Annotated in this window: 9 protein-coding genes; 6 read left to right on the plus strand and 3 right to left on the minus strand. The window is 72.5% G+C overall.

The window, feature by feature from the left end; all coding sequences use genetic code 11:
- Nucleotides 1-343 precede the first annotated feature (343 nt).
- The 4 genes from AB0G52_RS25245 (at nucleotide 344) to AB0G52_RS25260 (ending at nucleotide 4,153) form a co-directional block, all read left to right on the plus strand.
- Nucleotides 344-1,060 (plus strand): hemolysin III family protein, encoded by a 717-nt coding sequence (locus AB0G52_RS25245; RefSeq protein ID WP_132891230.1) that lies wholly within the window; start codon nucleotides 344-346, stop codon nucleotides 1,058-1,060.
- Nucleotides 1,061-1,188: 128 nt separating this feature from the next.
- Nucleotides 1,189-2,760: an MFS transporter gene (locus tag AB0G52_RS25250; protein WP_361338831.1), complete on the plus strand. Its 1,572-nt coding sequence runs from the start codon at nucleotides 1,189-1,191 to the stop codon at nucleotides 2,758-2,760.
- 5 nt (nucleotides 2,761-2,765) lie between these two features.
- A complete protein-coding gene (locus AB0G52_RS25255; protein WP_132891232.1) occupies nucleotides 2,766-3,398 on the plus strand; it encodes a TetR/AcrR family transcriptional regulator in 633 nt (210 codons plus the stop codon).
- 32 nt (nucleotides 3,399-3,430) lie between these two features.
- A complete protein-coding gene (locus AB0G52_RS25260) occupies nucleotides 3,431-4,153 on the plus strand; it encodes a Mut7-C RNAse domain-containing protein (RefSeq protein WP_132891233.1) in 723 nt (240 codons plus the stop codon).
- 26 nt (nucleotides 4,154-4,179) lie between these two features.
- On the opposite strand, the gene AB0G52_RS25265 is transcribed toward AB0G52_RS25260, so the two are convergent.
- The 3 genes from AB0G52_RS25265 to AB0G52_RS25275 all read right to left on the minus strand — a co-directional run bounded on the left by AB0G52_RS25265 (nucleotide 4,180) and on the right by AB0G52_RS25275 (nucleotide 8,222).
- The gene (locus tag AB0G52_RS25265) at nucleotides 4,180-6,210 is read right to left on the minus strand and encodes a thioredoxin domain-containing protein (RefSeq protein ID WP_361338835.1); all 2,031 of its coding nucleotides are present in this window, start codon (nucleotides 6,208-6,210) and stop codon (nucleotides 4,180-4,182) included.
- A gap of 26 nt (nucleotides 6,211-6,236) precedes the next feature.
- Nucleotides 6,237-7,544, minus strand: coding sequence for a recombinase family protein (locus AB0G52_RS25270; RefSeq protein WP_132891235.1), 1,308 nt, complete (start codon nucleotides 7,542-7,544; stop codon nucleotides 6,237-6,239).
- Nucleotides 7,545-7,622: 78 nt separating this feature from the next.
- Nucleotides 7,623-8,222, minus strand: a complete 600-nt coding sequence (locus AB0G52_RS25275) for a helix-turn-helix domain-containing protein (protein ID WP_361338838.1) — start codon at nucleotides 8,220-8,222, stop codon at nucleotides 7,623-7,625.
- 162 nt (nucleotides 8,223-8,384) lie between these two features.
- On the opposite strand from AB0G52_RS25275, the gene AB0G52_RS25280 reads away from it, so the two are divergent.
- The gene (locus AB0G52_RS25280; RefSeq protein ID WP_132891237.1) at nucleotides 8,385-8,801 is read left to right on the plus strand and encodes a hypothetical protein; all 417 of its coding nucleotides are present in this window, start codon (nucleotides 8,385-8,387) and stop codon (nucleotides 8,799-8,801) included.
- Nucleotides 8,802-8,891: 90 nt separating this feature from the next.
- Nucleotides 8,892-12,110 (plus strand): tetratricopeptide repeat protein, encoded by a 3,219-nt coding sequence (locus AB0G52_RS25285; protein WP_361338841.1) that lies wholly within the window; start codon nucleotides 8,892-8,894, stop codon nucleotides 12,108-12,110.
- Nucleotides 12,111-12,112: the final 2 nt, after the last annotated feature.

A 12,112-nucleotide genomic window follows, 5' to 3' on the forward strand; every position in this document is an offset into this window, starting at 1 on the left:
AAATGAGGGATTTTGGATCTTGTGGCCTTGCTGGAAGGCCTTGTTGCCCCGTGGGGGCTGCGACCCGGATGCTTCGTAGCCGCTCATCCGGTGCCGACCGCACTCATTTGATCCTCCGACTCGATCTCCCATCTGTCCAGAGGGAGTCACAGATGAGCGACGTGAGGAAGGCCACGGTTTCCGTGTTTTCCGGCGTTTCTTTGCGTCCACGTGGAGTTCGACTGGAGATCTTTTTGCCCGCGTCCGCCCACACCCGGGGGGCGCGTGAGACGATGGCCACTGTGCCTGGCACACCGACCGGGACTGACGCGTAACCTACGGTTCCGTAGGTACGATGCGAGGCATGACTGCGTCCGTCCCCGATGCGCCCACGGACTCGCCGGCCGCCGGCCGCGGTCCCGCCGCGCTCTCCTCACTGTCGCAACAGGTCAAGCCCAAGCTGCGTGGCTGGCTGCACCTGGGCATGTTCCCGGCCGTACTCATAGCGGGTCTCGTCCTCACCGCCCTCGCCGACTCCCCGCGCGGCCGTGTCGCCTGCGGGATCTACGTGCTGACGGCATGCCTGCTGTTCGGCGTCAGCGCGCTGTACCACCGGGGCGACTGGAGCCCGCGCATGGACGGCATCCTGCGCAGACTCGACCACGCGAACATCTTCCTGATCATCGCGGGCACCTACACGCCCCTGACCCTGCTCCTGCTGCCGGGGACGAAGGGCCGGTGGCTGCTGTGGAGCATCTGGGGCGCGGCGGCCGCGGGCATCGTCTTCCGGGTGTTCTGGGTCGGCGCACCCCGCTGGCTGTACACGCCCTGCTACATAGCGATGGGCTGGGCGGCGGTCTTCTTCCTGCCCGACTTCATGCGCACCGGCGGCATCGCCGTGCTGGTCCTGGTGGTCGTCGGCGGCCTGCTCTACAGCGCGGGCGGCGTGATCTACGGCATCAAGCGCCCGAACCCGTCACCGCGCTACTTCGGGTTCCACGAGGTCTTCCACTCGCTCACGCTGGCCGCGTTCGCCGTCCACTACGTGGGCATCTCCCTGGTGGCGTACCAGCACGCATAGCCCCACCGCCCTCCCCGCAAGGCCACGGCTCTTCGAGCCGTGGCCTTTTTCACGCCCTGACACCGGTTCATGGTCTGACAGCGGCTACATATTGACACTACCCAGATTTTGAGAGCTACTCTCATTTCATGTCTACTGTCACTCCGTCGGACGAGACGCGTCCCGACCCCCGCCGCTGGTGGGCCCTGGGGGCCCTGGTCGCGAGCATGCTGGTGCTCGGCTTCGACACGACGATCCTCAACGTGGCGCTGCCGACCATGGCCGGACAGCTCGGCGCCACCACCAGCGCGCAGCAGTGGATGGCCGACTCCTACGTCATCGTCTTCGCCGCCCTGATGCTCCCGGCCGGTCTGCTCGGCGACCGCTTCGGCCGCCGCCGGATGCTCGTCACCGGCCTCGTGGTCTTCCTCGCCGGCTCCGTGGCCGGCGCCCTCGCCGACGACGTACCCCAGGTGATCGCCGCCCGCACGGTGATGGGCGTCGGCGCGGCCCTGGTGATGCCGCTGGCGATGTCCGTGCTGCCCTCGCTGTTCGGACCGGGCGAGCGCACCCGGGCCGTCGGCGTCGTCTCCGCCGCCTCCGCGCTCGGTCTGCCGCTCGGCCCCCTCGTCGGCGGCTGGCTGCTCAACCACTTCTGGTGGGGTTCGGTCTTCCTGATCAACGTGCCGATGACCGCGATCGGCGTCGCCGCCTGCGTCTTCCTGCTCCCCGAGACCAGCGACCCCGCCTCCCCGAAGGTCGACGCGCTGTCCACCGTGCTCACCGCGACCGGCCTCGGCGCCCTGGTCTACGCCATCATCGAGGCCCCCGACCGCGGCTGGGGCGACCCGCTGGTCCTCGTCCTGTTCGCGCTCGCCGTGGTCCTCATCGGGACCCTGGTGGTGCGCGAACGCCGGGTCGAGCGCCCCATGCTCGACATGGAGCTGCTCACCCGTCGCGGCTTCCTGCTGAACACGCTGGCCGCCACCCTCGTGATGTTCGTCCTCTCCGGCCTGATGTTCGTCCTGCCGCCCTACCTCCAGGCGGTCCTCGGCAACGACGCCTTCGGCACCGGCCTGCGCATGCTGCCCATGATGGGCGGCCTGATGGTCGCCGCCCGTGGCGCCCAGCCCCTCGTGGCACGCTTCGGAGCCCGCGCGGTGGTCTCCGCGGGCCTGGTCGTCCTCGCCTTCGCCGCCCTCCTCGGCAGCCGTACGAGCGTCCACGACGGCTACGGCTTCACCGCGCTGTGGCTCTCCACGGCGGGCCTCGGTTTCGGCTTCTCCGTCGTCCCGTCGATGGACGGCGCGCTCGGCGCCCTGCCCGCCGACCGGGCCGGCAGCGGCTCCGGCCTGCTGATGACCCAGCGCCAGGTCGGCGGCGCCATCGGCATCGCCTTCCTCGGCAGCCTGCTGGCCGGCGCCTTCCGCGACCGCCTGGACACCACCGGTCTGCCCGCCCCGCTCGGCCACACCGCCGGCGAGTCGGTGGTCGCCGCCCACCTGGTCGCCGTACGGACCGGCTCGGCCCGTCTGGCCGACTCCGCGAACGCCTCCTACGTGCACGGCATGGGCCTGGTCCTGCTGGTCTGCGGGATCGCCGCGCTCGTGACCGCGCTGCTGGCCGCCGCCCTGCTGCCCGACGCACCCGGCGCCATGAGCCGCACCGAGGGGGGTGACACCCCGGCCGTGGCCCCCACCACGGTCGATGCCGGAGAATGACCGGCATGACGGCACCAGACACCTCCTCCCCCGCCGCCGACAACCCCCGGCTCGGACTGCGCGAACGCAAGAAGATCAAGACCCGCGAGGCGATCCGCTCCGCGACGTACGCGCTGGTCGAGGAGCAGGGGTACGACGCCACGACGGTCGAGCAGATCGCCGAGCGGGCCGAGGTGTCGCCGTCCACCGTCTTCCGGTACTTCCCCACCAAGGAGGACATCGTCCTCACGGACGAGTACGACCCGCTCATGCTGGAGGAGCTCCGGACCCGGCCCGCCGACGAACCGTGGCCGGACTCCCTCCGGTACGTGCTGCACCGGGCGGTCCAGCTGGGCATGAAGGAGCCCCTGCGGGTCTCCCGGCTCCGCACCAGGCTGATGACCGAGGTCCCCGCGGTGCGTTCGCGGATGCTGGAGAGCATGTCGGCCACCGGCCGCATGCTCTGCCGGGCCATCGGCGAGCGCACCGGCCGCGACCCGGACAGCCTGGAGGTCCGGGTCTACGCCATGTCGATCATCGGCGGTCTCATGGAGACCTCGATGTACTGGGCCGAGAACGGCCACGAGGCCGACTTCGACACCCTCGTCGACCGCGCCCTGAACGTCATCGGACACGGCCTGCCCCCGGAAAACCACTGAGGTCACCGCCGCCCGCGTGCCATCCTGACCACGTGAACGCCGCCGAGATCCACGTCGAAGTCGCCCCCGAGCTGGCCTTGTTCGTCCCGCACGCCCGCCGCGCCGGCAGCCATCCGCTCGCCGTCGACGGAGTCTCCACCCTCGGCCACGTGATCGAGTCCCTGGGCGTCCCGCTGACCGAGGTCGGCACCCTGGTGGTGGACGGCGTCGAGGTCGCCGTCGGCCACATCCCGGCGGACGGCGAGCGGGTGACCGTACACCCGGTCGGCCGCCCCCAGCCGGTCCCCGGCGCCCCGCTGCGCTTCCTCCTCGACGTGCACCTCGGCACCCTGGCCCGCCGCCTGCGCCTGCTCGGCGTGGACACCGCGTACGAGTCGACCGACATCGGCGACCCGGCCCTCGCGGCCCGCTCGGCCGCCGAGCGGCGGGTGCTGCTCAGCCGCGACCGGGGCCTGCTGCGCCGCCGCGAACTCTGGGCCGGCGCCTACGTCTACAGCACCAGCCCCGACGACCAGCTCCACGACGTCCTGGCCCGCTTCGCCCCCGCCCTCCGCCCGTGGACCCGCTGCACGGCCTGCAACGGCCTGCTCCGCCCGGCGACCAAGGACGAGGTGGCGGAGCAGCTCAAGGGCGGGACGCAGAAGTCGTACGACGTCTTCGCCCGGTGCGAGGAGTGCGGGCGCGCCTACTGGAAGGGCGCGCACCACCAGCAGCTGGAGGCCATCGTGGCCCGCGCCCTCGCCGAGTTCGCCTGAGCCCTTCCGGCCGCCGGGCGCCGCCGTCAGCCGCCGAGCGCCGCTCGGAGCCGCTCGGGGTCGGTGGTCGGGGCGTCACAGGTGAAGTTCCGGCAGACGTACGCGGCCGCCGCACCGCCGACCAGCGGCCGGTCCGCGAGCAGCGGGAACTCGTCACTGCCCACGGTCCCCACCGCCACGACCGCGCCGGGCGCGGTGCCGAGCAGCGCGGTGCGGTGCAGGGCGGCCGTGGCCGGATCGGACGCGTCCGGCCCGACGACCGCGACCTCGCGCGGCCCGTCGAGCAGCGCCTCGGCGACGGCGAGCCCCCAGCCGACGAACCGCGGCACCCGCGGCCCGAGCGTCCTGACGACACCCAACGCCCGCTCCGCGGCGGTGCGATGGGGCTCGGAGCCGGTGTGGGCGGCGAAGCCCAGCAGGGCGCCCGCGGCGGCGGTCCAGCCGGAGGGGGCGGCGTTGTCGGTCGGGTCCTGGGGCCTGCGGATGAGCTGCTCGGCGTCCGACGCGGTGTCGTACAGGGCGCCGTTCTCCGGGTCGGTGAAGCGGGCCAGGACCTGGTCGAGCAGCAGGCCGGCGAAGTCCAGCCAGACGCCCTCGCCGGTCACGGACGCGAGGGCGAGGAACCCTTCGGCGACGTCGCCGTAGTCCTCCAGCACCCCCGCGTTGGCACCGGCCCGGCCGTCCCGGCTGGTGCGGGTCAGGCGGGCGTGGTCGTCCAGGTGCAGTCGTACGAGGAGATCCGCGGCGCCGACGGCGGCCTCGACCAGGTCGGGGCGGTCGAAGTAGGCGCCGGTCTCGGCGAGCGCGGCGACGGCGAGGCCGTTCCAGGCGGCGACGACCTTGTCGTCCCGGCCGGGGGCGGGGCGGGCGGCCCGCGCCGCGAGCAGCCGGCGCTTCACGGACTCGGTCTTCTCCGCGTCGAACACGCCTTCCTGCTGCGGGAGCTGGAGGACGGACTGGCCGTGCTCGAAGGTGCCCTCCGCGGTGACGCCGAAGTACTGGGCGGCCAGGTCCGCGTCGTCGCCGAGGACCTCGCGCAGCTGCGCGGGGGTCCAGACGTAGTACGCGCCCTCGACGTGCCTGCCGGTCCCGTCGTCGCTGTCGGCGTCGAGGGCGGAGGCGAAGCCGCCCTCGCCGGTGCGCAGTTCGCGGACCATGAAGTCGGCGGTCTCCAGGGCGACCCGGCGGGCGAGCTCCGATCCGGTGGCCCGCCACAGGTGGGCGTACGCACGGCACAGCAGGGCGTTGTCGTAGAGCATCTTCTCGAAGTGCGGCACGACCCAGTCGCGGTCGACGGAGTAGCGGGCGAAGCCGCCGCCGAGCTGGTCGTAGAGGCCGCCGCGGGCCATGCGCTCGCAGGTGTCCGCGGCCATCTGGAGGGCGCCGTCGGCACCGGTGCGGGCGTGGTGGCGCAGCAGGAACTCGATGACCATGGACGGCGGGAACTTGGGGGCGCCGCCGAACCCGCCGCGCTGCGGGTCGTACTCGCGGGTGAGGCCGAGCAGGGCCTGGGCGAGTTCCTGCTCGCCGGGCGGCCGGGAGCCCTGGTGGCTGATCTCGCGCTGGGCGAGGTCGCGGACGATCTTCCCGGCGACCTCGGCGACCTCGTCCCGCCGGTCGGCCCAGGCACTCCGCACCCCTTCCAGCACCTGCCGGAAGGAGGGCATGCCGTGCCGGGGGGCGGGCGGGAAGTAGGTCCCGAAGTAGAAGGGTTCGGCGTCGGGGGTGAGGAAGACGGTCATGGGCCAGCCGCCCTGCCCGGTGGCGGCCTGCACGGCCTCCATGTAGACGGCGTCCACGTCGGGCCGCTCCTCCCGGTCGACCTTGACGCTGACGAAGTGCTCGTTCAGGAAGTCGGCGGTGGCCCGGTCCTCGAAGCTCTCGCGCGCGAGGACATGGCACCAGTGGCAACTGGAATAGCCGACGCTGAGCAGTACCGGAACGCCTCGCCGCCGCGCCTCGTGAAACGCCTCCTCCGACCAGGGCCACCAGTCGACGGGGTTGTCGGCGTGCTGAAGAAGATAGGGGGACGTCTCGTGAGCCAGTCGGTTCGGCATACTCCCATCCTCCCCCACTGGGTCCGCTACGGGCTCTCACCCACCACGCGTCGGAACACGGGTTGCACACGGGTGTGATCCCAGGACGGGTTTCCCTTCACTCCCGGTCGGACGACGCAGCAGGCCAGTACGGACCTGAGGGCGCGGCGCTTCTCGTCCACGTCCATGTCGCCGCCCGTCCAGCGTCGGCGCACGGTTTCCGAGAGCCTGGCGTGCTCCGGCGCAGCGGAAAACAGGAGTCGCTCCAGGGCCTCGTCCGCCAGCGGCCCGCTGATGCTGCACCGGCTGCACGAGCGGCACGTGTAGACGTACGGGCTCCGCTTGCTTCTTCCCTTCTGTGCACTCATGGCACCGCGGCACTCCGTACCGTCGGACCGCTGGCTACCGCATCGCAGAAGACCCGAACCGATACGGCGAGGCTTCGCCCTTTCCTCGGTGAGCCTCGGAGCACCACTTCCCCTGTGCAGGTACAAGCTGCCCGGCGAAAAGGTCGCGCACACCGCCTGCCACCGTTCGGGCGGCACAATGGGCGCCCACTGCCCCGGTACCGGCCGTGTCGTGCCGGGAACCAGCAGGAGCACACCTTTGTTGGCTCTGTAGCCGCACACCCTGGGCGCTGTGATGATCTGCGTGACGGTCTGCGCGTTGGGCCTGCCTCCGCGGGTCCCGGTGACACCGAGGTCGCACCAGTCCCGGGCGATGGCGCGCACCGCCTTGCCTCCGATGCGGTCGCTGATCGCCCGTTGCACCAGCACGGCCTCGTAGGGGTGCAAGGTGATCCTGTCCTCCTGCCAGCCGAACGGCCGCGGTCCGCTGTGGGGGACGCCTTCCACGGCTCGTGCCCAGTGCCAGTTCGTGATCCTCTGGCTTCTGACCCGTGTCTCCGTGACGGCAGCGTCCAGAGAGCGCACGGCCTGCAGCAGCCCTTCCTGCGAATACGGGTCCCGGACACCCCGCGGGTCCACGTAGACGCGTCCTTCTCGCGCGGTGAGCGACGCGTAGAACCGGGAGAAGTCCTCCGGACGGCGATAGAGCCGATCGTCCGCGACGCAGACCACCCCGCGGATCTCCTGGCCGTCCGAGGTGCTCCCACGGAGCAGATCACCGAGCATGCGGTCGAATCCGGGTCTCGCCACTCCAGGCCGACTGGCACTGAGCCCGTTGTCGGCATAGACAGCGACGACTCGACACCCCTGCTGCCGGGCGGTCCGCTCATTGATCCGCAACTGGTGGCGAACTCCGTGCCCGTCCCGCTGACGGAAGTCCTCGGAGGTACGGGCATACGAAGCGACCGGGATCAGTCCGGTCCCCCGATACGCGACAAGGTCGTTCACTGGCCCCCCATTCGATTTCCAGCTCGACGTCCACAAGAACGATCGAGGGTCCTCCAGGTCACCGGGGCACGCAGCAGATCAGTGGTCGGCCGATCCGCCGCTCGGCTCACCTTCGGCGTCCGGGGCCGCGTAGAAGCGCACGTTGATGCGGCGTGCCCCCTCGGGGACGGCGTCGTCGGGGTGGCCGTAGCGGTCCAGGAGGTCCTGGTAGGCGCGGACGAAGGCGTGGAGGTCGTCCTTGGTCATCCAGGTGCCGGTGCGCTGGACCTGGGCCCAGCCGTCCGGGCCCCGGTATTCCCGGTGGGCGCGGCGGAACAGCCGGGTGTCCAGCTCGATCTTCAGCAGGGCGAGTTGTTCGGCCGCGGCGTGCTCCTCGTGGGTCATGGTCGCCGGGTCGGGCATGGTGTGGCTGAAGGGCAGGCTCCGCCACCAGCGCTCGCGGCCCGCCGACTTCTCCGGGATCTCCTCGATGAGCCGCTGCTCGGCGAGTTTGCGCAGGTGGTAGCTGGTGGTGCCGGAACTCTCGCCGAGTTCGCGGGCGAGCACGGTGGAGTTGGCCTCACCGTGCCGGCCGAGGTAGTCGAGGATGCGGCGGCGCAGCGGGTTGCCGAGCGACTTGTAGAGGGCGGTGCGCTCCAGGCTGGTCGGCTCGGGCGTCTCGGGCGTGCCGTCGGTCATGCGGTCACGGTAACCCTGAGAACCCTGAGCCGTCCCCGATGTCTGCCGAATTTTCTTTGCAGAACTTTCTCTGCGGTCTAGCGTGGGGGCATGCGGAATGGACCGCCACGGGCGGGACAACCGATGGACGGAACAAGGCGGGGGGCGATCACGTTGGCAGGGGTGACGACGACGAGGGCGCGGCTGATGAAACGGACGAAGCGGTGGGCACTGATCCTGCTCGGCTCTTCCGCCGTGCTGCTCGTGCCCTGGATGGTGGTGCTGGCCGTGACGTTGCCGGCCAGCACCGAGGTGCACCACTGGTCACTGGCGTGGATCGGCCTCGACGTGCTGATGGCGGCCGGCTGCGCGGCGACGGCGGTGCTGGGGCTGCTCGGCGACGCCCGGGCCCGCCTCACCGCCTCGGCGACGGCGTCGGTGGCCGTCCTGGACGCGTGGTTCGACATAACGACGTCGCCGGTGGGCCGGGCGCTGGTGGAGGCACTCGCGAGCGCGGTGGCGGAGGCGGGTCTGGCCGTGGCGTGCGTGTTCCTCGCGTTGTCCAAGGGACGGCAGGGCGAATCCGTCGTCCGGGGCTGACGGGCCCGGGATGATCAGGCCCTCTCGCCACTTCGCCTCCCCCGAAGGACACTCGTAGGCAACGGAGTTGCCGCGGGAGGGGGACGGGACATGCGGGACGCCCATCGGGCGGAGGCCGACCGGCTGCTGGTACGGGCCGTGGAGGAGGAGGTCCGCCGCTCCGGCGGGCGCGTCGACGGGCAGCTGCTCCTGTCCCGCGCACGCGCCGGCCTGGAGACCATGGCGCAGTCGGCCGCCGAGGAGTACGCGTCGTACACCGACGCGCTGGACGAGACGGAGGCGGGCCGGCAGAGCTTCGGCCAGCGGTACGCGCGCGAGGGCGGCACAACTCCCCTGCTGGTCGCGGCCGTCGCGGCAGTCGCCGCCACCGTCGCCGACCTCTCCCTGGGCACCGGGGCGGGCACGGCGTTCGGTGCGGGTGTGGTCGTCGGGGTGGCCGGCGCCGTCGCCACCGTCGTCAAGGTCGCCGGTTCCCATCTGCCGGCCGCCCACCATCGCGCCGGTGCGGCCGGGCAGCCCGGGGGGCCCGAGCAGTTGCGGCTGCAGTGGCTGACCGCGCTGGAGGTGCGCGGCATCCGTCCGTTCCTCGACCAGCAGCGGGTGCTCAGTGCCGCCACGGGACCGAAGAAGCAGGGCCCGGGGCTGCGCGGCACGGACAAGAGCGCGGCGGCCCGCAGGCGAACGGTGTTGCAGCAGTCGTTCGGTCAGCTCCCGGCCCCGGCGGGGCCGTTCGCCGGCCGACAGCAGGAGCTGGCGCGGATCCGGCAGTGGGCGCAGGCCGCGCGGGCCGCCTCGGAGACCCGTCCGGCGGTCGTCGTCCTGCACGGTGAGCCCGGCTCCGGCCGTACGGCGCTGGCGGTGCGGGCCACCCACGAGTTGAAGGATCTCTTCCGGGGGGCGGTGGTGGTGGATCTGCGCGGGGGCAGCGGGGACGAGCCGCCGCTGTCCACCAGGGACGCCCTGCTGCATCTGCTCAACCGGCTGGGCGCGCCGCGTGAGCAGTTGCTGTTCCGTGAGCGTTCCTCACCGGACCAGCAGGTCAAAAGGCTGGGCGAGTTGTACCACCAGCACCTCACGGGTCTGCCGGTGGTGATCGTGCTGGACGACGCCTCCGACGCCGAGCAGGTGCGCACGCTGGTCCCGGAGCGTTCCGACAGCCTGGTCCTGGTGACCGCCCGGGAGGAGCTGGACCTGCCGGCCGATCTGCCGGCCTGGGTGCACCGGTTGCCGGTGACCGCGCTGGACGCGGCGGGCGCGGAGGAGCTGCTCGACGCGGCGGCGCAGGACGCGGCGGGGCCGTACGACGCGCAGTCGGCGGAGCGGATCCGGGAGTTGTGCGGCGGGCTGCCGCTGGCGCTGCGGATCGCGGGGTCGTCGCTGGGGTCGGGGGCGTCGCCGGGGTCGCGTTCACCGGCCCGGCTGGCCGCGGATCTCGGCGCGTACGGGCCGGTGGAGCCGGTGGAGCGGGCGTTGTGGCTGCGTTACACGGACCAGTCGGAGACGGGGCGCCGGCTGCTGAGGAGGCTGGCGCTGGCGGGCCGGGCCTCGCTCGGCGCGGCGGCCGCGGCCGCTCTGCTGGGCACGGACGAGGCGGAGGCGACCCGTCAGCTGGTGGCGCTGGCGGGGGCCGGTCTGATCGACCATGTCCGCGGCAGCCGCTACCGGCTGCACGACCTGGTCCGCTCGTTCGCGCAGGCCCGCCTCGTGGACGAGGAGGAGCCGGCCGACCGTACGGCCGCGCAGGAGCGGCTGATCGTGAACTACGCGGAGCTCGCGGACTCCGTGCTGCGTCTGGTCGACGGCAACATGTCGACGCGTTCGGACCGGTTCAGCCCGCACGGCTTCACCTCGCTCGACGAGGCGCTGCGCTGGCTGGACGACGAGTCGAGTTTCATCACGGCGGCGCTTCGGCACGCCGAGGGGGTCGACCGGGCGGCCGTGCAGAACCTGCTGGGCGCCCTGTGCGACTACTGCCTGCTGCGGGGTGACCTGTACCGGCTGGGCGAGATCAGTGAGCTGGCGCAGAGCGTGGACCAGGGGCTGATGGTCCGTTCCGTGCAGTGGCGCACGGGTATCGCGGCCCGTCAGCTGGGCGAGCTGGACAAGGCCCGCACCACCCTCGCCTCGGTCGTCGACCTCTACCGGGAGGCGCACCACGACGCCGGCGCGGCCCGCGCGCTGTGTTCGCTCGGGATCACCCTGCACCACCAGGGCCAGCTGACCGAGGCGGCGGCCAGGCTCCAGGAGGCACTGGACCTCCAGGCGGCCCCGGAGCTGGCCACCGACCGGGCGTGGACGATGCACGCGCTGGCGGCGGTGCAGCGCGACCGGGCCCGGCTGCCGGAGGCCCTGGACCTGCTCACCCGTTCGCTGGTCCTGCACCGCGAGGGCGGTTCGGTGCACGGCGAGGCGTGGGCGCACTTCCAGCTGGGGCAGCTGGCGCTGCGGCTGGGGGACGTGCCGCGGGCGGAGGGGGAGCTGGGCGCGGCACTGGACCGTTACGGCCGTACCCGGGACGCCCGGGGTGAGGCGTGGGCGCTGACCCAGCTGGCGCGGGCCCGGCTGGTGGCCGGTGACACCTCCCCGGCGGTGGACGGGCTGCGCGCGGCCGCGGCCCGGCACCGGGACAACGAGGACGCGCGGGGGCAGGCGTGGACCGTGTACTACCTGGGCCAGGCGCTTGAGGAGGCGGGCGACCTGGACCGGGCGGTGCGTGAGCTGGAGCGCTCGCGGACGATGTTCTCCCGGATGCGGGACGTGTACGGCCTGGCCTGTGCCCGGCACCACTCGGCCCGGGCCACCCGTGACCAGCGGGCCGCGCAGACCGGCTCGCTGCGCAACTCCGGCTTCGCCCGGCAGCTGCTCGTCGACGCCCGCGCCGACTTCCAGCGGATCGGCGTCGCCCACGGCGAGGCGTGGACCTGTCTGGAGCTGGCCGTCGTGGACGCCGGCAACGCCCGCACCGGGCAGGCGCTGGACCTGTGCGACGAGGCGGTCGCCCTGTTCGCGTCGTACGGCGACCGCCGCGGCGAGGACTGGGCGCGCTTCCTGCGCTGCACCCTGCTCCCCTACGCCGCGCCCGGCGGGACGGAGGTCGGGACCGCGGTCGCCCAGGAGGACCTGGCGCAGCTCGCCCGCGCCGGGCACCCGCTGCGCGACGAGAAGCTGACCGGGTACGTCACGGCGTACGGGCTGCTCCTGGAGCGCGGCGTGAGCCTGGAGTCCGGCTGGCAGGCCTGGCGGCTGGGCATGGTGCCCGGCCGGCACGCCCGTGAGGTGATGGGGGTGCCGGTGCCGGGCGCGGGGTGACG

The organism is Streptomyces sp. NPDC021562 (assembly GCF_040640875.1).
In the GTDB taxonomy this organism is placed as follows: domain Bacteria; phylum Actinomycetota; class Actinomycetes; order Streptomycetales; family Streptomycetaceae; genus Streptomyces.

Excerpts from the sequence above, each read along its gene's own strand:
- AB0G52_RS25245 (WP_132891230.1), top strand. The coding sequence starts at position 344 with ATGACTGCGTCCGTCCCCGATGCGCCCACGGACTCGCCGGCCGCCGGC.
- AB0G52_RS25250 (WP_361338831.1), top strand. The coding sequence starts at position 1,189 with ATGTCTACTGTCACTCCGTCGGACGAGACGCGTCCCGACCCCCGCCGC.
- AB0G52_RS25255 (WP_132891232.1), top strand. The coding sequence starts at position 2,766 with ATGACGGCACCAGACACCTCCTCCCCCGCCGCCGACAACCCCCGGCTC.
- AB0G52_RS25265 (WP_361338835.1), bottom strand. The coding sequence starts at position 6,210 with ATGCCGAACCGACTGGCTCACGAGACGTCCCCCTATCTTCTTCAGCAC.
- AB0G52_RS25275 (WP_361338838.1), bottom strand. The coding sequence starts at position 8,222 with ATGACCGACGGCACGCCCGAGACGCCCGAGCCGACCAGCCTGGAGCGC.
- AB0G52_RS25285 (WP_361338841.1), top strand. The coding sequence starts at position 8,892 with ATGCGGGACGCCCATCGGGCGGAGGCCGACCGGCTGCTGGTACGGGCC.